The following is a 25,220-nucleotide window of genomic DNA, read 5'->3' as shown; positions in this document are numbered from 1 at the left end:
AGCCCGCCGGGCGGACGTTTAGCGAGAGTTGTCAGCGTGCTGGCGAAAGGATATAACTCATAGAGCAGCCCGGCGCTCGCGGGGCGCATGGATAAAATGCATACCGATAACAACCCTCGCTCAGCGTTGATGCTGTGCAGGAAAGGAGTACGACATGGCAGTATCGCCTTCATCCATCGCCGAGGCTATTCGCTGGCGACGCGATTTTCATGCTTACCCTGAACTGGGCTATCAGGAACAGAAAACCTCCCGTCGCGTCGCCGAACTGCTGGCCTCGTTTGGCCTGCAGGTGCATACGGGGCTGGCGGGAACGGGGGTGGTGGCGACCCTGGAGAACGGTCCTGGCCCGGTAATCGGCCTGCGCGCCGATATGGACGCCCTGCCGATTACCGAACTCGGCGAGGTCAGCTACAAATCCCGCAATCCCGGCGTGATGCACGCCTGCGGCCACGATGGCCATACCGCGATGCTGCTGGCCGCGGCGGCGCATCTGGCGCGGACCCGCCGCTTTCGCGGCACGGTGCATTTTGTTTTTCAACCGGCGGAAGAGAACCTCGGCGGCGCGCGCAAAATGGTCGAAGAGGGGCTGTTTACCCTGTTTCCAATGGACGCAATTTACGCGCTGCACAACTGGCCGGGGATCCCGCTGGGGCAGGTGGCGATCAACAGCGGCGCGATGATGGCCTCCCTTGATGCCTTCGAAATCACCCTGACCGGCAAAAGCTGCCATGCGGCGATGCCGGAGAGCGGGGCCGACCCGATCGTCGCCGCCGCGCAGCTTATTATGGCGCTGCAGACGATTCCGTCGCGGCGCCTGTCGCCGCAGGAGTCGGCGGTGGTCAGTATTACGCAGATTAGCGGCGGGGAGGCGATCAACGTCCTGCCGGACAAAGTAGTGCTGCGCGGCACCTTCCGCTGCCTGAGCAACCCGGTTCGCGAGCGGGTAAAAGGGCTGATTGAACGCTACGTGGCGACGCAGCCGCAGGTCTCTGACGTGCAGGGGGAAATTTTTTGGTATCCGGGCTACCCGGTCACCCGCAACCATCCGGCGCAGGCGCTGAGCGTCCGCGAGGCGGCGATTGCCGCGCTGGGCGAGTCGGCGGTGAACGCCGAGGTCAGCCCGTCAATGGCCTCAGAGGATTTTGCCTGCATGCTGGAAGCGTGCCCCGGGGCCTATTTCTGGATCGGTACCGATGGCGAAACGCCGTCCAAACCGCTGCATAACGCCGGCTATGATTTTAATGACGATCTGATCGAACCCGGAGTGCTGATGTGGACGGCGCTGGTGGAAAAACTGCTGCCGCTGGTCGGCGAAGCCTGACGCGTTGAGTGACAACGTCACGTCAGGGGAGGCGCGCCTCCCCTGAAGCTTTTAGGCGTTAGCCGCGGCTTTAAGACGCGCTTTCATCTCGTTGTAGGCGCTGAGCGCAAACTGTTCCGCCCAGCGCTGATCGGCAATGGCCTCGACCTTCACCGCGCAGTACTTGGTTTCCGGCGTTTTCGAGATCGGGTCGAGGTTATCCTGGGTTAACTCATTGCAGGCCCCCACCCACCACTGGTAGGTCATATAGACGGCACCGCTATTGATGCGATCGCTGATATCGGCGCGGGTGATAACCTTTCCGCGCCGCGAGCTGACCCACACCAGCTGTCGGTCGGTAATCCCCATCTGCTGCGCATCGGCGCGGCTAATTTGCACCCGGCCCGGCTCGTCGGCCAGCGACTGCAGCGCCGCGCAGTTGCCGGTCATCGAGCGGCACGAGTAGTGGCCGACTTCGCGCACCGTGCACAGCACCAGCGGATAGTCGGCATCCGGCGTTTCGGCCGGGGCCCGCCACGGTGCGGCGAACAGCTGGCCTTTACCCGTCGGGGTATCAAACTGGTTATCCTTATAAAGCCACGGCGTGCCCGGATGATCCAGCGTCGGGCAGGGCCACTGCACGTGGTTCATATCGCCCATTTTTTCATAGGTTACGCCGTAGAACAGTGGGCACAGCTCGCGCATTTCGTCCCAGATTTGCTGGTTATCCGCGTAGTGCATCGGGTAGCCCATTTCGCTGGCCAGCAGGCTGATGATCTCCCAGTCGCGCTTGACGTTTCCCGACGTCGGGATTGCCTTTTCAAAGCGCTGGAAGCCGCGATCGGCGCAGGTGAACACGCCGCCGTGTTCGCCCCAGGAGGTCGCCGGCAGCAGCACGTCGGCTATCTCGGCGGTTTTGGTCATAAAGATATCCTGCACCACCACGAAATCCAGCGCCTCGATCCCCTTGCGCACCAGCCCGAGGTCGGCCTCCGTCTGCAGCGGATCTTCCCCCATGATGTAGTAGGCCTTGATCTCCCCGGTCAACGCCTTGTGGGGCACTTCGGTGATGCGGGTGCCGACCTTATCGTCCATCAGCGCCGGGTCGATGCCCCAGGCCTCGGCAAACTTCGCCCGCACCTGCGGGTCGGTGACCTCCTGATAGCCGGGGAAGAGGTTCGGCAGAACCCCCATGTCGCAGGCGCCCTGGACGTTGTTTTGTCCGCGCACCGGGCCCACGCCGACGTGCTCGCGCCCGAGGTTGCCGGTGAGCAGCGCGAGGCTGGCCAGCCCTTTGACCACGTCTACCGCCTGGCCAAACTGGGTCACGCCCATTCCCCACATAATGGTGGCCGAAGGCGCGGCGGCAAACATTCGCATCGCCTGGCGCACCTCCTGCGCCGGCACCCCGGTCAGCGCTTCAACCGCCTCGGGCGAGTAGTCCCTTACCGCTTCCCGGTAGGCCTCAAGGCCTTCGGTAAAGCGATCGACGTAATCATGATTGTAGAGGTCTTCCTCGAGCAGCACGTGCGCAAAGGCGTTGACCAGCGCCATATTGCTGCCGTTATTGAGCTGCAGGTGACGATCGGCAATGCGCGCGGTTTCAATGCGTCGCGGGTCGCAGACAATGATCTTCGCCCCGTTCTCGCGGGCTTTGATCACCCTACGGGCCACGATCGGGTGGGAATCCGCGCAGTTGTAGCCAAAGACCAGCAGGCATTTCGAGTTTTCAATATCGCTTATCGAGTTGCTCATCGCGCCGTTGCCCAACGCCTGCTGGAGGCCGGCTACCGACGGCCCGTGACACACGCGGGCGCAGCAGTCGACGTTGTTGGTGTTGAGCACCGCGCGGGCAAATTTCTGCATCACATAGTTGGTTTCATTCCCCGTGCCGCGGGATGAGCCGGTGGTCATAATGGCGCGCGGGCCGTACTGCTGTTTGATGGCCTGCAGCTTTTTCGCGGTATAGCGGATCGCTTCATCCCAGGTCACCGGGGTGAGCTTGCCGCCTTTTTGATAGCGAATCATCGGCTGCTTCAGGCGCGGGGTGAGCAGCTGGGTATCGTTGAGGAAATCCCATCCGTAATAGCCTTTGAGGCACAGCTGGTTTTGGTTGGTCACCCCATCGGCGGCTTCGGCGCGGATAATTTTATCGTTTTCGACAACCAGCTTAAGCTTGCAACCCGCCCCACAGTAAGGGCAAACGCTCGTGATTTTTTTCATCAGTAACAGACCTGTTAACAGTGAATGAAGATCGTCGGTCAGGCCGGGCCCGGCCTGCCATCGTCATTGAGTCCTTGCGTCACGATGCTGACGTCAGGTGTGGCTGTTAAGCAGGAAGCGTGCCAAAAAAATAAATAATTGATTTTTATGGGAAATAAAATAATGGGATGCCGGGTCGTCGCGATGTCGTCACTAATGACGATGACGAGCGGCCCGGCACGACGCCCCGGCGATAGCAGGCTCGCGCCGGCCGGCGGCGCGAAGGAAGGGGCGCAGGGCGGGGGATCAGGCCATTTTTTGCCGGAAGTGGGCGAGGGTTTGCGCGGCTAAACCGGCCTCCTGCGCCGCGCTGCAGATGGCCTGCCAGCTGCCCTCGTCAAGCGGAATACCCCGCGCCATGCGCTCCTCGCGGTTGGCCTGCTCCCATTCGCCGGGCACCAGAATCGGAGCGTCCGCCTCGTGCGGGGACTGCTTACACCAGTCGATAAAGGCTTCGGTCTGGCTCTGCATCTGCGGAGCATCGAAGGTTTCCGGGTCCAGAATGATAGTGGTCATGCAGTTGAAAATGGCGTCGACGCAGGTTTGCAGGCTCTCCTGGTGGGTTGTCTGCCCGCCGGATACCGCGCCGCCGAGGATCTCGCACAGCGTCGCCAGGGCGTAGCCTTTATGCTGGGCAAAGGTCAGCAGCGCGCCCAGCGGCGAGGTCTGCATCACCGCCGGGTCGTTGGTCGGCTCGCCGTGGGCATCGATTAAGGAGCCGGCCGGCACCGCTTCGCCCTTGTGCCAGGCAACGCGGGTCTTGCCGAAAGCGATGGCGCTGGTGGCGTAGTCCAGCAGCAGCGGCGGCTGGCCCCTGCGCGGGAACACCACGCACAGCGGGTTGGTGCCGAAGCGGCTGTCCTTCCCGCGAAACGGCGCAACCATAGGGTCGCCGACGACGCTGACGAAGTGGATAGAGATCATGCCCGCCGCCGCGCACTGCTCGGCCCAGTAGCCGATGCGGCCGATATGGTGGGCATTGCGTAGGGCGACGGCGGCCATGCCGTGCCGTTGTGCCTTTTCGATACCGATCTGCATCGCCTCGTGGGCGACAACCTGCCCGAACCCGGCGTTGCCGTCGAGGGTCACTACCGCCCCGGCGTCCTTCATAATGCTGGCATGCCGGTTGAGCTGTAGATGCCCCGCGGCCTGGGAGCGCACGTAGCTCGGGATCATCCCGACGCCGTGCGAATCGTGGCCGGAGAGGTTGGCGGCAATCAGATGGTCGGCGACGAGGGTCGCTTCGCTGGCGGTGCTGCCGAGGTGGCTGAAAAGGGTGACGACAAACTGATGCAGATCCGTAGCCTGAAAGCGATGTCCGGTAGGCACTGAGTCTCTCCTGTGGTGGGCGGTTAGCGTAGTTATTTTGTGATGTTTGCCGATCCATGCTGCTCTCCATGCCGATGAAGATCAAGCGCTTGTGGAGAGTGCTGGCGTGAGTGGCAGAGAACAGAGTTGAGGCTGTCGGGACTGGTCGCCGGAGTGAGAATCATTATGATAGAAATCTTATTCTAAATGATATGGAGAAAACCATAATGAACATCAGCTCAATCATTTTAGCCCTCGTCGCCGTTGCCCTGCTGGGTATTTCCGTCTATAGCCTGCTTAGCTATATTAAAGAGCGCCGGGCAATGCGTTTTAAATCGTTTCGCCAGCGCTGAATCACAAAGCCCGCGGTTTATTAACCGGCTTTTTGATAATTTTCGCGCCAGGCCTTCGGCGATGCGTGATATTTCTCGCGGAAGCTTTTGCTAAATAACGGATGGCTGATAAACCCGCAGAGCCACGAAATCTGCTCGACCCGCAGCTGAGGTGCGCTCTCCAGCAGCGCACGCGCGGCCTCTAAACGCCGCTCTTTAAGCACCGTCATAACCGAGGTTCCCTGTTCGTTGAAGGCGCGATCGAGGCTGGATCGCGAGCAGTGGAGCGCTTTTGACAGCAGATCAGGGGAGAGATCGTGCTGCTGATAGTGCAGGGCGATAAACGATTTCGCGCTATTCACCAGATGCCCCAGCTTGCCGGAAGATATTAATCCCTGCTGTTTCGCGATATCGCTCAGGACCAGCAGCGCCATATTATGCAGACCGTCGACAACGGTTGCCGTCTCCTTTAGCGACAGGTCCGCCGAATGGCTATCGAGCAGCATCATGTGCGATTTCAGAAACATCGCCAGATGATGATTCTCCAGAGAAACAATCGGACTATTGAGCCTGCCGTTAAAAACGTCTTTGATTTTCTCGCTGCGCGGAATGATATAGAGCTGCTTCACGTCGTCGCACTGATACTGATAATAATCATTGCGCTGATGAACAATCAGCATTCCCGGATTGACCTGCGCGGAGACGGATTTCTTTCTGCCGCTAATAACCTGATGTCCCTGCACCAGCAGCGAAATATAGATCGACTGCTCCTCGACGCGATGCGGATCGAAGGTGGTCTGATTTTTCGAACCCATCGCACTACAATAGTCGCCGGAAATAGCGGATATAGTCTTATGTGTGGCAATAATCTCTGCCGGGCGGCGGTTGTTCGCCACTTCTATCCCATAGCAGCCGAGGTTTTGCGATATTTGCTGGTAACGCTCTTCCGGCGCGATATCCGCCGCGCTCAAAATATGAGGAACGTACAGCGCAGTAGGTCTGGGCATGTTTTTCGCCTTTCTCAAGGTGATGCTGGCAGGTGAATTTTTAGCCTTCTATTATAAGATTAATCCTAAGAAAAACCAGCGCCCGGCGGTTTTTTTTACGCATTTTAACCGCCCGCGCATACGGGCGTCCTGCCAGCCGGATGATGGGCCTCCTCTTTTCACCAGAAAATAGTTTCACCAGTACGCTGAATATTATTTTGGCTTTATTAATACATGCTCACTGGGCGTATAAAATATATTCACGCCGCGAGCCATAAATTAATTATTCCACGAATAAACGCTTTATTTTACCCAGAGTGGCCAGGCAACATCGGGCTGGACAGCGGGATAAAAATAATTGCAAGCTATATCGCAGGTATACTCTAAATAATTCAAGTTGCAGGACGGCGGCAAGGGAGTGAATCCCGATGAGCTTACACCAGTAAGTGATTCGGGTGAGCGAACGTAGCCAACACACATGCAACTTGAAGTATGACGAGTATAGAGGTCAATACACATCGGCTAACGGGGATAATAAGCTCATGGCGAAACGTAAAATTATTGTTTTATCTTTGATGTTTTTTTGTGTTTTATTTTTTGCCGCCGCCGGTGGTTATTTTTTACTGCAGAAAGACAATTTTGCCGAACCTGATGGCGATGAAACCGCCGCTGCCGTTCTCAAAGTGGCTGGGCTCGATGAGAGCGGCCAGCGCGATCCGCAGGCGCTAAGGGTGCAGTTTCAGCGCCGGGTTAGCGTCCGTCAGCTTAATCTCGATAGCGGCGATCTGCTGGCACCGGGCAAGGGCCGCGCGGCGCAAAAACGCTGCGCCAGCCTGCCGGCGGCCGGCGATCCGGCGCAAATCAGGCAGCGCTGCGCCCTGGTAGATATCTACCTCGTTCACGATAACAGCGGAACAATTCAACAGATTATTCTGCCGGTTTCCGGTAAGGGCGCGAAATCGATGATGTATGCGCTGGTGGCCATCGACACCGACGGCCGCACGGTGAAAGATCTGCTGTACTACCGGCAGAACGAGACGCCGCTGCTCGGCGCGAGGGTGGAAGACCCGCAGTGGCTGAGGCAGTGGGCGGGCAAAAAAATACGCGACGATCGCGGCCAGCCGACGCTGAAGGTGACGCAGAATAACGACGGACGGCACGACGATTATACGGTCGACGGCATTAGCGGAGCGACCTTAACCTCAAACGGCGTTGAGAAGAGTATTAATTACTGGATGGGGCCGCAGGGCTACGGCAGATTTCTCCAGCGTATTCAGCAGGATCCAACGCAATTAGCCGCCGACGCCGCGCGCCATTAGCCTTGCGCTCTTTGCAATATCTGACACAAATTTTCACGCTTTGACATTTTAATGATCTGCGTCATGTACATCGAAGGTAAAAATGGCAATGATAATTATTATCATTAAATTTCGATGGAAGGCGCAATGGCAGCTCCACGTTTTCTCTTTCTGGCGATGCTTTTTAGCCTCCTGTTTAGCGCCGCCGCGCTGGCTCAGACCCACTATGCCCCCTACATCGAGGATATCGAGCAGCGGCTGGACAAAACGGCGCAGCTCTACCAGCAGCAGAAAAACGACGAGGCGCGCCGGGAAGTTCAGAGCGCTTACTTTGAAGTGTTTGAAAACCTCGAAGGGCCGATTCGCATTAATATTTCGGCGCGCAAAAGCTACGAGATGGAGAGCACCTTCGGCGACATTCGGCGGATGATTGCCGAGGGTAAGCCGCTGGACGCGGTTCAGGCGCGTATCGACGGCCTGAAGCGGGCGCTGCGCGAAGTCGAACCGGTGCTGGACGGCGGGCATCGACTGGTGGCGGAGGAGCAGCATAGCGCCCTATCGCGGGACGATATCGCGGCGCAGTGGCAGGAGAGCTTTCGCATTATCGACGACCGGCTGGCGCAGGCGGTGAGCGAGTATCAGGCCGGCCGCTACTCCTTCGCCAGCCAGCAGATCCAGCAGGCGCACTATCAGGGTTTCAAAAATTCGGAAATGGAAATCGCGGTGCGTCAGAATCGCTCGGCGAAGGAAGCCGCGGCGATTAACCAGCAGTTTACCGCCCTGATCGCGCTGACGGCCCAGCCCGGACGGCTGAACGACGTTTCGTATCAGGTCACCGCGCTGCTGCAGGATCTGGAGGATCTTTTACCCGGCCTGCCGGGCACCCGCGACGACGGGCAGCAGGCCAACCCGGCGGCGGCGGAGGTCTCCGCGGCGAACGCCGACTGGGCCAGCGTGGCGGCGGGAATCAACCAAAGCATGGATGCCGCTCTGGCGCGCTATCAGCGCGGTGAAGCGGAAGGCGCCATTCAGGATATCCAGGATAGCTACTTCGACCGCTTCGAAGCCAGCGGCATGGAGAACAAAATCGGCTCCCGCGACGCGGCGTTCAAAACCACCCTTGAAGCCTATTTCACCCGCATGGTCAGCCTGATGAAGGCCAGCCAGCCGCAGGAGAAGCTGACGGCACAGGCCGCCGCCCTGGCACAGGATCTGCAAAAGGCGGTCGCGTTGCTCGGGGAGGGGGAAGAGACCCACTGGAGCCTGCTGCTCTACAGCCTGATGATCATCGTGCGTGAAGGGCTGGAAGCCCTGCTGATCGTGGCGGCTATCGTCGCCTATCTGATTAAAAACGACCAGCGCGACAAGCTGCCGCTGATTCGCCAGTCGGTGGTCGTGGCGCTCGTCGCCAGCGTGGTGACGGCGTTTATCTTCCAGCTGCTGTTTACCAACTCCGGCGCCAGCCGGGAGCTGCTGGAGGGGATTACCATGCTGATCGCGGTGGTGATGCTGTTCTTCATGAGCTACTGGCTGCTCTCCAAAGTTGAAGCCCGCCACTGGAAAGCCTGGCTGGAGGGCAAACTCTCCCACTCGCTCTCGCGCGGCTCGCTGGTTGGGCTGTGGTTGACCAGCTTCCTCGCGGTCTATCGCGAAGGCGCGGAAACGGTGCTGTTTTACGCCGCGTTGCTCGGCGACGCCCAGGGCGTTGGCGGACATCTCGCCATCGGCGGCGGGTTTATCATCGGCTGCGTGGTGCTGCTGGTGGCCTGGCTGGTGATGCGTTACTCGGTGGTGCGGCTGCCGCTCAAACCCTTCTTCCTGTTCACCGGCGGTTTTATGTACCTGATGGCGTTCGTTTTTGCCGGCAAAGGGGTGCTGGAGCTGGTGGAGGGCAAGCTCTTCCAGCCGACGATGGTCGGCGGTATTCCCGAAATCAGCTGGCTGGGTATCTATCCCTATGTTGAAACCCTGATCCCGCAGGCGATATTGCTGATTGCGGCGCTGGTCGCGCTGGGGATCATGCGCCGCCGCGCCCCGGCGCCGGCTGAAGATATAAAAAATAACTTCTGACTATTTTAATTTTAAGACGAGAGGATGTGCCAGATGACCTTTAAACAGACCCTGATTATCAGTGCCACCGTTGCCAGCATTTTCACCGCCCCGGCGGCGCTGGCCTTTAAGGAGTATCCGGCGGGGGAACCGGTGACCATGAATGAGATGGAGCTTGCGGCGGTCTATCTCCAGCCGATCGATATGGAGCCTCGCGGCATGGGGCTGCCGGCGGCGAAGTCGGATATTCATCTGGAAGCCGACATCCATGCGGTGGAAGGGGGCAAGAATGGCTTTGGCGCGGGCGAATGGATCCCCTATCTGACCATCGCCTACACCCTGGTTAACAGCGACACCGGCGAGAAGCAGGAGGGCACCTTTATGCCGATGGTGGCCAGCGACGGCCCGCACTACGGCGCCAATATCAAAATGATGGGCGTGGGCAACTATAAAGTGACCTACCACATCGACCCGCCGTCAAAAGCCGGGATGCACCGCCATACCGATAGCGAAACCGGCGTCGGCCGCTGGTGGAAGCCGTTTGACGTCAGCTACGAGTTTAAGTACGTCGGCCTGAACTAAGCCTGGCGTAGCCGATTTTTCGCGGCCACGGAGGCCGCCGCTGTTACGCAGGACGACCCGCCGGCCATCCTGCGGTCTGTTATTTATCCGCCGTACCGAGTTGAAGTCATGAGCTATTTTTTTGTCTCGACGCTACAGGTCTTTTTCTGCATTGCGCTTCTGTCCGCCGTGCTCTGGGGACGCGGCGACGCTCCCGCGCTGCGCCCGCTGGCCTGGATGCTGCTTGCGGCGCTGGCCGTCGGTCTGCTGGCGGGGTTCTACGTTCGCGGTAGCCAGTCGCTGCAGCTGATCCTCGTCGGCGCTGAAATTCTGCTTTCGCTGCTGTTTTTGCTCAGCTTCTGGTGGGCATCGCAGCGGGTTCGCTATCTATGGCAAGGGATCCTCGTTGCCGGCGCGGCCCGCCGCTGGGGGCTGGACCCGAACCTGAGCGGCCTGACCTCAACTCACGTCCTGAATACCGATCTGCTGTTGAATCTGACGGCGATCCTCCTCGCGCTGGCCACGCTCTGCCTCGCCGCCGCGCTCTGCGCGATGCTTCTGCGGCGGATGCGCTGGCTGTACTGGCCGCTGACCCTGCTGCTGATGGTGCTGCTGTGGCTTCCGCTCAGCGGAACGCTGCTGCTGCTGCTGATGAAGCTGCAGGTGGTACCGCTGCTGAAGCCGCTGCTGAGCTTTGTCGCCAAAGTGACCAACAATGCCGCGCTTTACAGCTGGGCCGCCGGCGCCATACTGCTGCTGATGAGCCTGTTCTGGCTCCCGACGCTGCGCGGCTACGCCCGGGCGGTAAAGGCCGCCGAACGGCCGATTGACCGCCGCCTGGCGCTGGCCGAACGCCGGGGCGCCGGCCGCCTGTGGCTCACCACCGTCGGCTGCGCGCTGGTGATTATCGGCGGCCAGCTGTGGTGGGAGCAGGTGGCCTCGCAGCCGCCGCGCTTATCCGAAGCGCAGCCGGTAACCCTCGCCGCCGACGGGCAGGTGCATATTCCGCTGGCGCAGGTGCGCGACGGCAAGCTGCATCGCTTCGTGTGGATAGCGGACGACGGTAAAGCGGTGCGCTTTTTTGTGATCAACCGCTATCCCGACAAGCTGCGCCTTGGCGTGGTGTTTGACGCCTGCCTGCTGTGCGGCGATCAGGGGTACGTGATGGAAGGCAACCAGGTGATTTGCGTCGCCTGCGGGGTGCACATTTTTATTCCGTCGATTGGCAAACCCGGCGGCTGTAATCCGGTGCCGATCGACGGCTGGCGCAACGATGAAACCGAGCTGACCATCCCCGGCAGCGCGCTGGCGACAGGGGGTAATTACTTCTCGACGGTGCTGACCATCAAGGTTACCGACCCGGTGGACGGCTCAAGCCTGACCAATACCGCGGCCGACTTTAAATACAGCTATGGCGGTAAGACCTGGTTCTTCGCCTCCGAAGCCAACTATGACCGTTTTCGCCAGGCGCCGGAGCAGTTCGTTGCCGACGCGGTGAAGGAGGAGTAGCGATGCTGTGGCGAATGATCTACCGCTCATGGGGGCGCAACCTGCGGCGCAAGGCGCTGGCAGTGCTGACCGTTTTTCTCGCTGCCAGCCTGATTTCGGCCCTGCTGGCGGTCTCTATCGACATCGGCGACAAGATGTCGCGCGAGCTGAAGTCCTACGGCGCCAATATCCTGATTGAGCCCGCGGGGCAGGCCGCGCTGCCGGCGCTGTTCAGCGAACAAAGCAACCCCCTGGCCAGCGATGACTTCCTCGATGAGTCCGAACTGCCCAATATTAAAGATATCTTCTGGCGCAACAATATCGTCGGCTTCGCCCCGATGCTCGGCGGCGAGGCGCAGGTCAAGGGCCGGGATATCCGGATCCTGGGGACCTTTTTCAGCCAGCCGGTGGCGATACCGGATGAAGAGGGCTACCAAACCGGGCAGCGTACGGTCAGCCCTTACTGGCAGGTTACCGGGGAGTGGCCGCAGGAGCCGCCGGGCCCGCTGGCGCAGACCCTGGTCGGTCACGCGCTGGCGCGCAGCTCCGGCTGGAAGCCGGGCGACCGCCTGACGCTGCGGACCGCAGAGCGCGCGCTGACCGTCGAGGTAAGCGGCATTTTATCCAGCGGTGGCGATGAAGATAATCAGCTGGTGATGCCGCTGGGCGTCGTTCAGCAGCTGCTGGGCCTGCCGGGGAAAGTGCAGGCGATCCGCGTCTCGGCGCTGACGGTGCCGGAGAATGAGCTTTCGCGCCGGGCGCGCGCGAATCTGGAGGCGCTAAACGCCGAAGAGTACGACCTGTGGTACTGCACGGCCTACGTCTCCTCCATTGCCCACCAGCTGGAGGAGGCGATCTCTGGCGCCCAGGTGCGGCCGGTGTGGCAGGTTGCCGCCTCGGAAGGAGTGGTTATCGATAAAATTCAGCTGCTGATGGCGGTGGTGACCCTGGCGGCGCTGGCCGCCGCCGCGATGGGGATCGCCTCGCTGATGACCAGCACCATTATGGAGCGAGCGAAGGAGATTGGCCTGATGAAAGCGCTCGGCGCGCGGCAGTGGCAAATCCTGCTGCTGTTCTATCTCGAGGCGGCGCTCGGCGGCCTCGCGGGCGGGGCGTTTGGCTGCATGGCGGGATGGGGGCTGGCGAAGGTGATTGGCCTGATGCTGTTCGCGACGCCGCTTAATTTTGCCTGGGTGGTGGTCCCCTGCGTGCTGGTGATTGCGGTGCTGATTGCGCTCATCGGCACCTGGTTCCCGGCGCGGCGCATTGCCCGTCTTTATCCCGTGGAGGTGCTGTATGGCCGTTAAGCGCGACATGCTGTGGCTGCTGGTGCGGCGGGCGCTGCGCCTGCGCCTGCAGCGGGTGAGCGTGGTGTTTGCCGCGCTGGCGGTGGGGGCGACCATCGTCACGGCGCTCTCCGCCGTGTGGTTCGACATTAACAGCAAAATGAGCGAAGAGCTGCGCACCTTCGGCGCCAACTTCTATATTGGCCCCGGGCACGGCACCAGCATGCCGCAGCCCGAGCTGCAGGCGATCCTCGACGGCGCGCCGCCGGGGCTGATCCACGGCGCTAGCCCGTGGCTGTACGGCACCGCGCGCACCGAGCTGGAAAAGGTGGTGATGGTTGGCGTGTGGTTCGAATCGCTGCAAAAACTGGTGCCCTACTGGCAGGTGAGCGGCAGCTGGATCGGCGTCAGCTTTGACGATCGCAACGCGATGATCGGCGTCAAGCTGGCGCAGCGGCTGGATCTGCGCCTCGGCGATAGCCTGACGCTGGTGGCGGGGAGTCAGCGCAAAAAGCTGCTGGTTAAAGGCATCGTGGAGGCCGGCGACGCCACCGATAATATGCTGATCGTCAGCCTCGACGTCGCCCAGGCCTGGCTGCAGAAGCCCGGCGTTATCAGCCATGGCCTGCTGAGCGTCAGCAACGACCTCGGCCAGGTGGAGCACTATGCCGGCCAATTGCAGCAGCAGTATCCCGACCTCGAGATCCGCCCGGTGCGCAAGGTCTCGGCCTCCGAAGGCCAGGTGCTGGACAAAATCAAGGGGCTAATGGGGCTGGTATCGCTAGTTATCCTCGCGCTGTCGTCGCTGTGCGTTAACACCACGCTGATGGCGATCGTGGGCGAACGCGCCCGGGAGTTTGCCCTGCAAAAGGCGCTGGGCGCCAGCAACGGCGATATCATCCGCCAGATGCTGCTGGAAACCAGCATTATCACCCTGGCGGCGGTAGTCTGCGGCTGGGTGCTCGGCTATCTGCTGGCGCAGCTGCTGGGCATGACGGTATTTAATGCCAGCATCTCGCTGCGCCTGCCGGTGCTGCCGATTACCCTGGCGCTGTCTTTACTGGTCGCCCTGCTGGCGGCCATTGTCCCGGTGCGGCGTGCGGTAAGCGTCGAGCCGGCGAAAGTGTTGAAAGGAGAGTAACGCCATGACCGTCACGCCCCTGCGTCAGATGGCAATTGAGACCCGTCATTTATATAAGCGATTTGGCGAGGTCACCGCGCTGGAAGACATTAATCTGTGCATCGCCCGCGGTGAGTTCGTCGCCATTATGGGCGCTTCCGGTTCGGGGAAAACCACCCTGATGAACATTCTCACCTGCCTTGATACCGCCAGCGAAGGTCAGGTCATCCTCGACGGCACCGACGCGGCGGCGCTGGATGAAGAGGGGCGCCGCACCTTTCGCGCGCAGAAAATTGGCCTCGTTTTCCAGCAGTTTCACCTGATCCCGTTCCTCACGGCGCTGGAAAACATCATGCTGGCGCAGCACTACCACAGCGTGGTGGACGAGGCCGCCGCCCGGGCGGTGCTGGCCCAGGTCGGCCTTGAACACAGGATGACCCACCTGCCGAGCCAGCTGTCGGGCGGCGAGCAGCAGCGCGTGTGCATCGCCCGGGCGCTGGTCAACGAGCCGCCGGTCATTTTTGCCGATGAGCCGACCGGCAACCTCGATGAAGAAAACGAGCAGCGGGTGCTGGATCTGCTGACCGATCTGCACCGGCAGGGGCGCACGGTGGTGATGGTGACCCACAACCCGGCGCTGGGACAGTTTGCCGACCGCATCGTGCGGCTGCAGCACGGCAGGTATTTGGGCGAAGAGGTGAACCATCATGCGCATGCCTAAGGTAATTATCATACTGCTGCTGACGCTGCTGGTCGGCTGCAAAGAGGAGAAGCTGGCACGCGGCGAGCCGGCCCCCGCGCTGGCGGCCTTCGATCTCGAGGACAACGCGGCCAGCCTTGAGCGCTGGCGCGGCAAGGCCATCTATCTTAATTTCTGGTCCGCCGGCTGCGGCGGCTGCCTGGCGGAGATGGATACCCTGCAGGCGCTGAGCCAGCGCTGGCCGGATAAAGTGGTGGTGGTGGGGGTGAATACCGATCCCGACAGCGTCGAGATCGCGCCGCTGCTGGCAAAGCACGGCATCAGCTACCCGGTGCTGCGCGACCGGCTGAAAATAACCCAGGAGCGCTATCAGGTGATCGGTACCCCGACGTCGGTGCTGATTGATAGCCGCGGGCGGGTGGTGGACCTGCACCAGGGCTGGCGTAAGCCGGAGGCGCTGCAGGCGGTATTCAGCGAGCTGGCGCAGCGCTAAGCGGCTCCCCCGGCGTTGCCCGGGGGAAGCCTGGGGCAGTTTAGTCAAGCAGCGAAGGATCGGCGTCGATCATCAGCTGTTTCATCTCCTCAAAATGCTGACGGGAAAAGTCGCTGATTTTTTCCCAGTCGGCGGCGGTTTTCTCCGCCACCTCATCGGACAGCACCTTCAGCGGCCGGCCGGTTGACCAGGCGGTGACCAGAATCTGGCAGGCGCGCTCGAGGGTCCAGATATCGTCAAACGCCTCGCCGATGGAGCCGGCGGTCACCAGCACCCCGTGATTGCCCATCAGCAGGCGGCGTTTATCCGCCAGCAGCCCCGCCAGCCGCGCCCCCTCGGCGACGGTATCCGCCATCCCGCCGTACAGCGTATCGACCGCCACGCGCTGAAAGTAGCGCGCGGTGTTCTGGTCGACAGGCAGGATCTGCGGATCCTCAAGGCAGGCGACGCTGGTGGCGTAAACCGGATGCAGATGCAGCACCGCCCGGGCCTGCGGCAGCCGCTGGTGAATCTGCCCGTGGATAGCCCACGCCGTGGCGTCAACGTCCGCGCGGTGGGCGTTATCTTCATCATCGGCGTTCAGCAGCAGCAGATCGCTGGCGCGAATGCGCGAGAAGTGGCGCCACTTCGGGTTGAGCAGAAACGTTTTGCCATCCGGCGACAGGGCGGCGCTAAAGTGGTTGGCGACCGCCTCGTGCATGCCGAGGTGGGCAACAATGCGCAGCGTCGCCGCCAGATCGATACGCGTTTGTTCTTCAAAAGAGTAGGCCACGGCGTTATTCCACTTTTGGCATCAGGTCGTTGAGGTCCGCCGCGGTCGGCGGCTGGAAGTTATACTTTTTCAGCAGGGCGGCGTACTCCGGCGTGGCGCTAAACTTCTTCAGCCCCTCCTCGAGGGCGGTCTTCACTTCGCTGTTGCCTTTTTTCACCCCAAAGCCGTTGAGTACCGGGTAGATTAGCGTCGTGGAGGAGATGACGATGCGGTCGCCAAGCTTGTCGACTACGCCGCGCGCCACCGCCGCATCGGTGATCTGCGCCTCCACCGCCCGCGACAGCAGCGCCTGGGTGGTCTGCGGGTCGGTGGCGTATTCGCTAAGCGCAATCGGCGGCAGCCCTTTTTTCACGCAGTAGTCGGCGGAGAGCTTTTGCAGCTGCGCCAGCCACGAGGTGGCGCCCATCGAGCCAATCTTATGGCCGCAAAACTCCTCCGGCGTCTTCGGCTGATAGCTGGCGCCCTTGAGGGCGAGGATTGACTCGCCGCTTTTCAGGTACGGAACCATATCAATCACCTTCAGCCGTTCGGCGGTGATATACATCGACGAGTTGGTGATATCAAAGCGTCCGCCCTGCAGACCGGGGATCAGATTTGGGAAGCGGGTATCGAGGTTGACCGCCTCGCGGCCCATAGTTTTGGCAATCCCGGCGAGAAACTCGATATCAAAGCCGGTGGGCTTATTGTTCTCAATATACTCGTAGGGGAAAAAGGTCATATCCGAACCGGCAATGATTTTTCCCGGCTGCTGAAAGGCCGCCTGGGCGCTAGCCGCGCTCAGGGTGCCGACGGTGCAGAGGAGCAGGGTATTTAAATGTTTCATAGAGATCTCCAAAGTGGGGGGCAATCACATGCTGGCAGGGTCGTTTCCGGCCTGCTGTACGAAAAACGAGGCGCCGCGCGGCTTCTGCGGCAGACGAACATGATTGGCGGCGCTGCGTACCAGCCCGCTCTCTGCGCCGGCGACCAGCTGTCCGGCGTGGGCGCTGGGCAGCGGGTTGTCGCCGTACGGCAGGGCGTCTTCGGCGGCATAAACGCTGATAAACAGGGTACGCGGCAGGTTGGTTTCATTGGGGTTGGAGGCGTGGAGCAGCCGGGTATGCATAAAGCACACCGAGCCGGACGGGCCAAAGCAGGCCTCGGGCTGCTGGCAGTGGGTCGCCACCACCTCGTCATCCACCGCGCCGGTAAACCGCGACGCCTGCCAGTGCGACCACAGCGGCCCCTTATGGCTTCCCGGCACCACGTTCAGCGGGCCGTTCTCCGGCGTCACGTCGCTGACCATCAGCAGGGCGGTGATGATGTCGTCGTTGCTGTGTGGCGTGAAGAGAAAATCCTGGTGCCATTTCACCTGGGTGGCGGTATGCGGCAGCTTGGAGTTAATTTTGCTGTGATGAAAGCGGGTGCCGCTGCCGCCGATAAGCTGCGCGGCAATCGCCGCCATCCGCGAATCCAGCGCCGCGCGCCGGTAGGCGGCGGAGATCTCCGTCGGCGAGCTGACGCGGCGCAGCGACGGGTGGTCGGGGCGATGGTCGCTTTCAAGGTCGAAGCGCGGGCGGCCGTCCTCGGTCTCTCCCCAGGCGTCGCCGTGATGACGGCTTTCGTCTACCCAACCGTCAAAATCCTGCTGAAGCCCGGCGATCTCTGTGGGAGAAAGCACCGCCTCAACCACCAGAAAACCCTGCTGATGAAACTGTTCGATTTGCCACTGCGCGATCATATTTTTTCCTTTCACAAACGGAGCGGTTAAGCCAAAGAGACGTCTTTGAGGAAGGCGTCAACGCGCGGGTGGTTGCCGTCGCGCATCGCCTGGGGCGTGTCGTCGCAAACCACGCGCCCTTTTTCCATAAAGACAATTCGGTCAGAAACTTTGAAAGCAAAATTCATTTCGTGGGTCACGATAACCATGGTGATCCCCTCATCGGCCAGCGATTCGATAACCTGAAGCACTTCGTTGACCTTTTCCGGGTCCAGCGCCGAGGTCGGCTCATCGAAGAGCATGATTTGCGGGCGCATCATCAGGGCGCGGGCGATAGCCACTCGCTGCTGCTGGCCGCCGGAAAGCTGGTGCGGGTACTTCCACGCGTGGTCGAGCATGCCGACCTTATACAGCAGCTCGCAGGCGCGCTGCCTGAGCTCCGCCTCCGCCGCCAGGCGGTGATAGCGCGGAGCCAGCAGCAGGTTGCCGAACACGGTCAGGTGCGGGAAGAGGTTGAAGCTCTGAAAGACCATGCCAATATTCAGCCGGTGCTCGGCGTTCTCCATAAAGCGCGGCTTCTGCACGCCCTGGCGGTCGAGGTGGATAAAGGGCTGGCCGTTGATGCGGATCTCGCCGTTGTCGATCTGCTCCAGGCCGTTGAGCAGGCGAATCAGCGTGGTTTTGCCGGAGCCGGAGGGGCCGATAACCGACACCACTTCCCCGGGCTGGACCTGCAGGCTGACGGCGCCCAGTACCTCCACGTTGTTGTAGGCTTTATGCAGCTTTGAGGCCTGCAGCGCCGGCTGGCGGCTATCGACCACGCTGCGGGCAACGGCCGGGCGAGCGGCGGTGGCTAGCGCCAGCATGTCGGCGTCGACCGGGCGGTTGGTTTTACGCTGGGTGACGTCGAGCCAGGTCTCCAGGCGCTTCAGCAGGAAGTCAAACACGGTGACGATCAGCACGTAGTAGAACGCCACCGCCGCCATGGTCTCCATCACCAAAAAGTTTTGCGAATAGAGGCGCTGGCCGACCATCAAAATCTCGGTCAGGGAGATAACGGAAACCAGCGAGCTGAGCTTAACGATCGCAATATACTCATTGGCCAGCGCCGGCAGCGCCACCCGCAGCGCCTGGGGAATAATCACCCGCCACTGCGTGCCGCCATAGCGCAGCCCTAAGGCTCGCGCGGCTTCGCTCTGGCCTTTGGCGATGGAGAGCAGGCCGCCGCGATGGATCTCGGCGACGTAGGCCGCTTCACTGAGCACCATCGCCAGCAGGCCGGCCCAGAAGGGGTCGTTGAGCACCACCGCAAATGACGGCACCGCCTGCGGCAGGTTATAAACGAAGATCAGCAGCACCAGCAGCGGCAGGCTGCGAAACAGCCAGATATAGAGCCGGGCGGGGACGTTAAAGAGCCTGCGCGGCGACTGCTTGGCGAGGGCGAGAATAAAGCCCAGCACAATACTGCAACCCCAGGTCAGCAGACTCAGTTTAATGACGGTCCAGGTGGCCTGCCAAAAATCTGCGTCGCTGAGCAGACTTAACATGTAGTTCCAGTTAAACATCATGGGCTATTTCACTCGCCATAATTAACGGACATGAAGACGATGCCGATGTTCTAAAATGGGGCATCGTCACTATTTATCGGGCAATTACACTATGCTGGTACTCTTCGCCATCAGGCAATTAGTAAATTTTTGGTCTTTAAGTTTAAAAAAACTATATAGCCAGATTAATTTCAATAAATTTAAAGCAATGAGTGCGAAACAAGAACTAAACATTAAAAAAACAATTGCTGTTATTGGTCAACGGAATCGGCCGGTAAATTGAGTGTTGTGCCACAATGGGGCGCGCTGAGGATTTATTTGGTGCAGTCTGGTTCATCCTGGTGCAATTAATCCAGCGGGACTGGAGTTTTATTATTTCAGCGCATTTAGCGAGATAAATAATTCATTCGTCCCCACGGGAATGCATCTCTTAGCCGGGGTGTGGCACGATGCTTGCAATTGGCCTATCAGGAAACTATGCCGTTTCTGCGAGTGACAATATTTCATAAAGGGTAAGGCTATGACGCGATTCACGCTCAAACAACTTAAATACTTCGTTACCGTTGTGGAGACCGAAAGCATCGCCGAAGCCTCCCGACAGCTACATATTGCCCAGCCGTCGATCTCGATTGCGATAAAAAACCTTGAGAGCACCTTCGAGCAGCAGCTGTTCATTCGCCACCACGCGCAGGGCGTTTCGCTCACCCCCTGCGGGCGCCGCTTCTACGAGAAAGCCAAGGAGCTGCTGCGCCTCTCCTGGGAGTTTGAGCAAAACTCTCGCGCCGATAAAGAGCTGGTTTCCGGCACTATTTCGGTGGGCTGCTTTGAATCCGTCGCCCCGCTGTATATGCCAAAGCTGGTGGCCGGATTTAAAAAGATGTATCCCGAAATAACCCTCCAGCTCTACGACGGTGAGCAGCACGAATTAATGCACGGTCTGCATCGCGGGCGTTTTGATTTAGCCCTGGTCTACGATCTGGAATTAGGCCACTCGATCAGTAAAGAGACGCTTAATGCCCCGCATAACCCCTATGCGTTATTACCGGCCAGCCATCCGCTGGCGCAAAAAAAGAGCGTTACGCTGCAGGAGTTAAGCCAGGAGCCGATGATTTTGCTCGATGCGGTGCCGAGTAAAAACTATTTTATTACCATTTTTAAAGAGAAGGGCTACCACCCGCAGGTGGCCTACAGCTCGCCGTCAATTGAGATGGTGCGCTGTATGGTCGGGCAGGGGCTGGGTTTCTCGGTATTAGTGACCCGACCGCTTTGCGATATGACCTACGACGGCGAGCGGCTGGTCCAGCTGGAGATTGAAGATCGGATGCCGGCTTCCACCTTAATTATGGCGCACCTCGCTAATAATGAACCCACCCGGCCAACGCAGCTTTTTATGGACTATTGTCGCAGCATTGAGTTAACTCCGGCGCTGGTTTAGCCGGGGGCTCATAACGCGGAAGGATTCTGAGACTCATAAATTTCTATTACGAGTATCGTTTTATAATAATTTACCATTCGACGCTGGCTAAATAACCTGAGTCCGCTGACGCCCGGCGTCATCAACCCAATCATTTATCCAGCACAGGATGGTTAGCTATGCACAATCAGCGTTATCCGCAGATCGACCGGCAGACGATCGATACCTACCAGACGGATGGAGTGGTGTTACTGAAGGGCGCGTTCACTGCGTGGATCGACGGCCTGGCGAACGGCGTGGCGGAACTGATGGCCAACCCCAGCGAGTACGGGCACGCCAGAACGGTGGTGCCGAAGGACGGCTCAGCGCCCTTTTTCCAGGACTACTGCAACTGGTCACGGATCGCCGATTTTGAGCAGTTTGTCAGGCAGTCGCCGGCGGCGGAAATTGCCGCCGCTCTGATGCAATCGACCACGGCGAAATTTTTCCACGAGCACACCCTGGTCAAGCCCGCCGGCGGCAGCACGGTCACCCCCTGGCATCACGATCAGCCCTACTACTGCGTTGAGGGGCGGCAGAACGTCAGCTTTTGGATCCCGCTGGACCCGGTTGCGCAGGAGATTTCGCTGCGCTGCATCCGCGGCTCCCACCTGTGGGGGGAGGAGTTCAGCCCGACCCGCTTCAACGGCTCGAAGCTCTACCAGCACGGTCGCTTTAAGGAGCTGCCGGACATTGACGCCCACCAGGATGAGTACGATATCGTCAGCTGGGCGCTGGAGCCGGGCGATGCGGTCGCCTTTCACTACCGGACGCTGCACGGCGCCAGAGGTAACGCCACGGCGCGGGCGCGACGGGTCTTTTCCGCCCGCTGGGTGGGCGACGACGCCACCTTTGTTGACCGCGGGGGCGTGACCTCGCCGCCGTTCCCGGAGCTGACGCTGCAGGATGGCGACGCGCTGGTTTCACCGCTGTTCCCGCAGGTCTGGCCGCGGGGGTAACGGAGGCTCCCCTGCCAGAGCCGGGATGCCGGCTGTCGCAATGACCGGGCGCTCGCGGCGGGGAGCATTGTTTTGCCTGACGGCGTTCGGCGATTAAATATACTGACTGAGTAAAGTCTCAAGACTGTTTTGATCGGCGGCAAACAGACGAATACCTTCGGCGAGCTTCTCAACTGCCATCGGATCCTGGTGATGCGCCCAGTAGAACTCCGCTTCACTCATCGCCGCGGGTTTGGGCTGAGCCTGACCTTCATACGCCAGCGGCGCGGGTACTGGCCCCTCATTTTGCTGTAATTGCGCCAGCAGCGCCGGAGAGACGGTCAGGCGGTCGCAGCCGTTAAGCGCCAGTACCTGTTCCGGCGTGCGGAAGCTGGCGCCCATCACCACCGTCCGGTATCCGTGCTGTTTGTAGAAACGATAGATTTTTTGTACCGACTCAACGCCCGGGTCGTTATCGACAGTGAACAGGGTGTCCGGATGGTTGTGCTTATACCAGTCGTAGATACGGCCAACAAAGGGAGAAATCAGGAAAACGCCCGCGTCGGCGCACGCTCTGGCCTGGGCAAAGGAGAAAAGCAGCGTCAGGTTGCACTGAATCCCCTCTTTTTCCAGCGTTTCGGCGGCGCGGATCCCTTGCCAGGTGGCGGCTAGCTTAATCAGTACGCGATCTTTGCCGACGCCTTTCTCCTGGTACAGGGCAATGATATCGCGCGCTTTATTGATGCTGGCGTCAGTGTCAAAAGAGAGGCGGGCATCCACTTCGGTTGAAATACGCCCGGGCACGCTTTTCAGGATCAGTGCGCCGATGCTGACCGCGAGATAGTCGGCGATGTCGGAAGGGCGAACCGTTTTTCCGGCCTGGCGAGACTTTACCGCCGCAGCGGCATCTTTCACCAGTTTCTGATACTGTGCGAGCTGTGCCGCTTTGTAGATAAGCGACGGATTTGTGGTTGCATCCTCGGGCTGATAAGCCATGATGCTATCGATATCCCCACTGTCGGCAACAATCGTTGTCCGCTGCTTCAGTTGTTCAAGCTGATTCATAACCATTACCTGTTTTTTAATCCGATTACTGACATAACAAGGAGGGACCCTGGCCCTCTCCTTGTTATTGATGCATGGCGTTAAGCTGGCTGAACGGTTATTTCGCCTGCGCGACGCGGGTGGTCAGGCCGGGCATATTGAAGCACTCGGCTTCGTTCTGGATCATATCTTTAATTTTATTGACCACGTAACGTTCAGGCTCCACGCCAAACGATTGCAGATTGGCAAACAGGGTCCGGATCTCTTTAACCACCGCCGGTTTTTCATAATTATAATGACCGCTGAGTTCGAGAATCTCTTTCAGCAATTCGGGCTCACTGAAGATTTGCTCTTCGGATTTATTTTTATGCTCATCGGTCATCCACTTTTCCCATTTGTGGCTGAGTACGCACTCGCGGGTCAATACGGTTTTCAAATCAGAGGCCGACTTGATAAAGCCTTTCGCCGCCAGATCTTTTTCCACTTCCGCGAGCTTCAGATACGCGCGGGTTTCGATGGTGCCGTAAGCCGGAGCGACGTTCATCGCCGTGATCCCCAGCCCCGGATGTTTGAGCAGGATCTCATCCGGTAGATAGTCGCCGTTATGCTCTTTCAAACCCACGCCGTGACGGGTGCTGATCGCTGAGAGCTCGGCGGACTGCTTGTCGTTGAAATGGCCGACATTTTTAGTCAGGCGGGTCAGGGTACCGGTCTGGCCGACAATAAACAGCGGCTGCGGCAGCGCTTCGGCGGCCAGGCGCTTATTGAGCTCGATAATAAAACCTTCATAGGCGTTGACGTCAGTCAGGCCACCGTTGGTCTCTTCAGTGCCGACTTCATAGAAGAACTCTTTCAGGCTATTAGCCTTGCGGTACTCTTCACAGAAGCGAATCAGTTCAACGGTACGGCTGAGGACCAGTTCAATATCAATCACTTTGCCGACAACATACGGGTCTTTGGTCGGGTCGATATGCAGCAGATCAAAACCGGCATCCATATCAATCTGATAAGAGCGGCGGGCCAGCTTCATCGCTTCGTCTTCCTGAATATGGTCTTTACGCTCTTTATCGCGCTGCCACGGACCGCCGTGGTCGCGACAGAGGAAATAGTCGCCATCAAAGCCAACTTTTTCCGCCATGGCTTTCAGGTCGGCGGCAAAGCGGAACTGATCCCAGTTGTTGACGTAACCGGCACCAAATTCATCGGCATCGACCTGGTTACGGCTGGCGATAAACATCAGTGGCAGATCTTTTTCTTTGCCCAGTTCAAAGCATGCCTGAATTAACGCCGGTGACATTGGGCCAATACCCAACATGGTGGATTTCCCGCCGTTGACAATATAATCGACGTACTGTTTCATGGTGTTTTTCATAATAACTCCTCAGACTTTATTCATATCAGTAGTGATTGTTTTTTTAGCGGACTCTTTCTTTGCCGGTTCGCTAATATTGGGACGCAAAATATGCAGGCAGAGAGCGGTGACAACCACGCCGATGGCCATATCAATGACGTACCACAGCGGGGCTTTATTGACGCCGGCGATGGCAATTAACCCACCATGGGGCACCATGGACTCGACGCCATGAATCATTGCCAGACCGGCGCCGACGGCGCTGCCGATAATAATCGATGGCAGAACTGTTTTAAGGTTTTTAACCGCGAAAGGAATTGCCCCTTCGGTAATGCCAATTAATCCCATAAAGGCGGCGGAGGTCCCCATTCTTCTTTCATCCTCAGCCCATTTGCGCTGAGAAATAAACGTTGAGAGAGCAATGCCCAGTGGGGGAATAGCACAGGCAATACGGTAAGCGCCGTTCGGGCCATAAATACCTTCGGCCATTAACGCGAGGGTAAATGCGGTGGCGGTTTTATTGACCGGTCCGCCCATATCAAAGGCAGCCATGGCGCCGAGAATCAGGCCGAGCACCACGCCGCTGCTGCCCTGCATATTAGAGAGCATCGATACCAGCCATTTCATGGCGATACCGATAGGCCCAATCAGCACGTACAGATAGAGCATGCCGACGATACAGCTGGAGACGATAGGGATAATCAGTATCGGCATAACCGGCATGAGCGCTTTGCCGACTTTCCAGGTTTTAACCCATTTTGCGACGTAGCCACTGAGGATCCCGAGCAGCATGGCGCCGAGAAAACCGGTGACTACGTGGTCCGCGCCGAGCGGAGTGCTGGCCATAAAACCGGTGATTAAACCAGGCGTGAGCCCCGGTTTACCGGCGAGAGAGTAGGAGATATACGCCGCCAGCACCGGGATCATCATCCCGAGGCCCGCGCTACCGATAGCGCCAAGGTTTAATAAGAAGGGATTGGTTACCACCATGCCTTTGCCGGCAACCGGCTCGCCGCCAATCAGGGACAGCGCCAGACAAATCCCGCCGACCACCACCACCGGCATCATATATGAGACGCCGGTGCTGAACGCTTTGACTAAATCATCCTTAATGGCTTTCATTTTATCCGACATTTTTATCCTCCAGACACCCTGTACTTTTATTGGATAACCACGATATACGGACGTAGTCGTCCCGGGCGCTTGCGCCACGGAATACAAACGCAGGGTTCA

General features: G+C 59.3%; 22 protein-coding genes. 12 read left to right on the top strand and 10 right to left on the bottom strand.

The features are described 5' to 3' along the window. Positions 1–154: 154 nt before the first annotated feature. A complete protein-coding gene (locus GVK32_RS22495; protein ID WP_159872485.1) occupies positions 155–1,321 on the top strand; it encodes a M20 aminoacylase family protein in 1,167 nt (388 codons plus the stop codon). Positions 1,322–1,372: 51 nt separating this feature from the next. Here GVK32_RS22495 and fdhF read toward each other — a convergent pair whose 3' ends face one another. Then, positions 1,373–3,523, bottom strand: a complete 2,151-nt coding sequence (fdhF, locus tag GVK32_RS22490; RefSeq protein ID WP_159872483.1) for a formate dehydrogenase subunit alpha — start codon at positions 3,521–3,523, stop codon at positions 1,373–1,375. 285 nt (positions 3,524–3,808) lie between these two features. Further along, positions 3,809–4,891, bottom strand: coding sequence for a malate/lactate/ureidoglycolate dehydrogenase (locus GVK32_RS22485; RefSeq protein WP_159872481.1), 1,083 nt, complete (start codon positions 4,889–4,891; stop codon positions 3,809–3,811). A 212-nt stretch (positions 4,892–5,103) separates the two neighbouring features. On the opposite strand from GVK32_RS22485, the gene GVK32_RS22480 reads away from it, so the two are divergent. Continuing rightward, positions 5,104–5,223: a small membrane protein gene (locus GVK32_RS22480; protein WP_139339464.1), complete on the top strand. Its 120-nt coding sequence runs from the start codon at positions 5,104–5,106 to the stop codon at positions 5,221–5,223. Between the two features lie 20 nt (positions 5,224–5,243). On the opposite strand, the gene GVK32_RS22475 is transcribed toward GVK32_RS22480, so the two are convergent. Next, the gene (locus GVK32_RS22475) at positions 5,244–6,209 is read right to left on the bottom strand and encodes a helix-turn-helix domain-containing protein (RefSeq protein WP_159872479.1); all 966 of its coding nucleotides are present in this window, start codon (positions 6,207–6,209) and stop codon (positions 5,244–5,246) included. Between the two features lie 521 nt (positions 6,210–6,730). On the opposite strand from GVK32_RS22475, the gene nqrC reads away from it, so the two are divergent. The 8 genes from nqrC to GVK32_RS22435 all read left to right on the top strand — a co-directional run bounded on the left by nqrC (position 6,731) and on the right by GVK32_RS22435 (position 15,183). After that, on the top strand, positions 6,731–7,507 hold the full coding sequence (gene nqrC, locus GVK32_RS22470) for an NADH:ubiquinone reductase (Na(+)-transporting) subunit C (RefSeq protein WP_159872477.1): 777 nt from the start codon (positions 6,731–6,733) through the stop codon (positions 7,505–7,507). Between the two features lie 126 nt (positions 7,508–7,633). Beyond that, positions 7,634–9,556 carry an FTR1 family protein gene (locus GVK32_RS22465; RefSeq protein WP_159872475.1) on the top strand — a complete coding sequence of 641 codons (1,923 nt, stop codon included), beginning with the start codon at positions 7,634–7,636 and terminating at the stop codon, positions 9,554–9,556. A gap of 33 nt (positions 9,557–9,589) precedes the next feature. After that, positions 9,590–10,117 (top strand): iron transporter, encoded by a 528-nt coding sequence (locus tag GVK32_RS22460; RefSeq protein ID WP_128877978.1) that lies wholly within the window; start codon positions 9,590–9,592, stop codon positions 10,115–10,117. A 108-nt stretch (positions 10,118–10,225) separates the two neighbouring features. Further along, entirely contained in the window at positions 10,226–11,605 is a 1,380-nt protein-coding gene (locus GVK32_RS22455) for a Fe-S-containing protein (protein ID WP_159872473.1), read from the top strand. Positions 11,606–11,607: 2 nt separating this feature from the next. After that, complete coding sequence (locus GVK32_RS22450) at positions 11,608–12,891, top strand: ABC transporter permease (RefSeq protein ID WP_159872471.1); 1,284 nt, start codon at positions 11,608–11,610, stop codon at positions 12,889–12,891. Next, positions 12,881–14,011 (top strand): FtsX-like permease family protein, encoded by a 1,131-nt coding sequence (locus GVK32_RS22445; protein WP_159872469.1) that lies wholly within the window; start codon positions 12,881–12,883, stop codon positions 14,009–14,011. Before GVK32_RS22450 ends, GVK32_RS22445 begins: the two co-directional genes overlap by 11 nt. Positions 14,012–14,015: 4 nt before the next feature. Further along, the gene (locus GVK32_RS22440) at positions 14,016–14,711 is read left to right on the top strand and encodes an ABC transporter ATP-binding protein (RefSeq protein ID WP_159872467.1); all 696 of its coding nucleotides are present in this window, start codon (positions 14,016–14,018) and stop codon (positions 14,709–14,711) included. Further along, positions 14,698–15,183: a TlpA disulfide reductase family protein gene (locus GVK32_RS22435; RefSeq protein ID WP_159872465.1), complete on the top strand. Its 486-nt coding sequence runs from the start codon at positions 14,698–14,700 to the stop codon at positions 15,181–15,183. Before GVK32_RS22440 ends, GVK32_RS22435 begins: the two co-directional genes overlap by 14 nt. 40 nt (positions 15,184–15,223) lie before the next feature. Here GVK32_RS22435 and GVK32_RS22430 read toward each other — a convergent pair whose 3' ends face one another. The 4 genes from GVK32_RS22430 to GVK32_RS22415 are packed head-to-tail and all read right to left on the bottom strand — an operon-like array spanning position 15,224 to position 19,222. Then, positions 15,224–15,955, bottom strand: a complete 732-nt coding sequence (locus tag GVK32_RS22430; RefSeq protein WP_159872464.1) for a class II aldolase and adducin N-terminal domain-containing protein — start codon at positions 15,953–15,955, stop codon at positions 15,224–15,226. Positions 15,956–15,959: 4 nt separating this feature from the next. Next, positions 15,960–16,778: an ABC transporter substrate-binding protein gene (locus GVK32_RS22425; RefSeq protein WP_159872462.1), complete on the bottom strand. Its 819-nt coding sequence runs from the start codon at positions 16,776–16,778 to the stop codon at positions 15,960–15,962. 24 nt (positions 16,779–16,802) lie between these two features. Next, positions 16,803–17,675, bottom strand: a complete 873-nt coding sequence (locus tag GVK32_RS22420) for a phytanoyl-CoA dioxygenase family protein (protein WP_159872460.1) — start codon at positions 17,673–17,675, stop codon at positions 16,803–16,805. A 26-nt stretch (positions 17,676–17,701) separates the two neighbouring features. Further along, complete coding sequence (locus GVK32_RS22415) at positions 17,702–19,222, bottom strand: amino acid ABC transporter permease/ATP-binding protein (protein WP_159872458.1); 1,521 nt, start codon at positions 19,220–19,222, stop codon at positions 17,702–17,704. A gap of 499 nt (positions 19,223–19,721) precedes the next feature. Between GVK32_RS22415 and GVK32_RS22410 the strand changes: the two genes are divergently transcribed. Both GVK32_RS22410 and GVK32_RS22405 read left to right on the top strand, forming a co-directional pair. Continuing rightward, positions 19,722–20,636, top strand: coding sequence for a LysR family transcriptional regulator (locus tag GVK32_RS22410; protein WP_159872456.1), 915 nt, complete (start codon positions 19,722–19,724; stop codon positions 20,634–20,636). Between the two features lie 158 nt (positions 20,637–20,794). Continuing rightward, complete coding sequence (locus GVK32_RS22405) at positions 20,795–21,613, top strand: phytanoyl-CoA dioxygenase family protein (protein ID WP_159872454.1); 819 nt, start codon at positions 20,795–20,797, stop codon at positions 21,611–21,613. A gap of 93 nt (positions 21,614–21,706) precedes the next feature. On the opposite strand, the gene tal is transcribed toward GVK32_RS22405, so the two are convergent. The 3 genes from tal to GVK32_RS22390 form a co-directional block, all read right to left on the bottom strand. Next, complete coding sequence (gene tal, locus GVK32_RS22400) at positions 21,707–22,657, bottom strand: transaldolase (RefSeq protein WP_159872452.1); 951 nt, start codon at positions 22,655–22,657, stop codon at positions 21,707–21,709. Between the two features lie 97 nt (positions 22,658–22,754). Further along, positions 22,755–24,008: a class II D-tagatose-bisphosphate aldolase non-catalytic subunit gene (locus GVK32_RS22395; protein WP_159872450.1), complete on the bottom strand. Its 1,254-nt coding sequence runs from the start codon at positions 24,006–24,008 to the stop codon at positions 22,755–22,757. Between the two features lie 9 nt (positions 24,009–24,017). Then, positions 24,018–25,121, bottom strand: a complete 1,104-nt coding sequence (locus GVK32_RS22390; RefSeq protein ID WP_159872448.1) for a PTS fructose transporter subunit IIC — start codon at positions 25,119–25,121, stop codon at positions 24,018–24,020. Positions 25,122–25,220: the final 99 nt, after the last annotated feature.

The organism is Klebsiella sp. 18074 (assembly GCF_902705905.1).
GTDB lineage: Bacteria > Pseudomonadota > Gammaproteobacteria > Enterobacterales > Enterobacteriaceae > Klebsiella > Klebsiella terrigena.
Note: the sequence above shows the minus strand (reverse complement) of the source record. Positions and strands in the feature narration are given on the sequence as shown.

Coding starts and splice junctions, on each gene's coding strand:
- GVK32_RS22435 (WP_159872465.1), top strand. CDS start 14,698: ATGCGCATGCCTAAGGTAATTATCATACTGCTGCTGACGCTGCTGGTC.
- GVK32_RS22495 (WP_159872485.1), top strand. CDS start 155: ATGGCAGTATCGCCTTCATCCATCGCCGAGGCTATTCGCTGGCGACGC.
- GVK32_RS22455 (WP_159872473.1), top strand. CDS start 10,226: ATGAGCTATTTTTTTGTCTCGACGCTACAGGTCTTTTTCTGCATTGCG.
- fdhF (WP_159872483.1), bottom strand. CDS start 3,523: ATGAAAAAAATCACGAGCGTTTGCCCTTACTGTGGGGCGGGTTGCAAG.
- GVK32_RS22415 (WP_159872458.1), bottom strand. CDS start 19,222: ATGATGTTTAACTGGAACTACATGTTAAGTCTGCTCAGCGACGCAGAT.
- GVK32_RS22405 (WP_159872454.1), top strand. CDS start 20,795: ATGCACAATCAGCGTTATCCGCAGATCGACCGGCAGACGATCGATACC.
- GVK32_RS22395 (WP_159872450.1), bottom strand. CDS start 24,008: ATGAAAAACACCATGAAACAGTACGTCGATTATATTGTCAACGGCGGG.
- GVK32_RS22440 (WP_159872467.1), top strand. CDS start 14,016: ATGACCGTCACGCCCCTGCGTCAGATGGCAATTGAGACCCGTCATTTA.
- GVK32_RS22465 (WP_159872475.1), top strand. CDS start 7,634: ATGGCAGCTCCACGTTTTCTCTTTCTGGCGATGCTTTTTAGCCTCCTG.
- GVK32_RS22445 (WP_159872469.1), top strand. CDS start 12,881: ATGGCCGTTAAGCGCGACATGCTGTGGCTGCTGGTGCGGCGGGCGCTG.
- GVK32_RS22460 (WP_128877978.1), top strand. CDS start 9,590: ATGACCTTTAAACAGACCCTGATTATCAGTGCCACCGTTGCCAGCATT.
- nqrC (WP_159872477.1), top strand. CDS start 6,731: ATGGCGAAACGTAAAATTATTGTTTTATCTTTGATGTTTTTTTGTGTT.
- GVK32_RS22450 (WP_159872471.1), top strand. CDS start 11,608: ATGCTGTGGCGAATGATCTACCGCTCATGGGGGCGCAACCTGCGGCGC.
- GVK32_RS22410 (WP_159872456.1), top strand. CDS start 19,722: ATGACGCGATTCACGCTCAAACAACTTAAATACTTCGTTACCGTTGTG.
- tal (WP_159872452.1), bottom strand. CDS start 22,657: ATGAATCAGCTTGAACAACTGAAGCAGCGGACAACGATTGTTGCCGAC.
- GVK32_RS22475 (WP_159872479.1), bottom strand. CDS start 6,209: ATGCCCAGACCTACTGCGCTGTACGTTCCTCATATTTTGAGCGCGGCG.
- GVK32_RS22420 (WP_159872460.1), bottom strand. CDS start 17,675: ATGATCGCGCAGTGGCAAATCGAACAGTTTCATCAGCAGGGTTTTCTG.
- GVK32_RS22390 (WP_159872448.1), bottom strand. CDS start 25,121: ATGTCGGATAAAATGAAAGCCATTAAGGATGATTTAGTCAAAGCGTTC.
- GVK32_RS22425 (WP_159872462.1), bottom strand. CDS start 16,778: ATGAAACATTTAAATACCCTGCTCCTCTGCACCGTCGGCACCCTGAGC.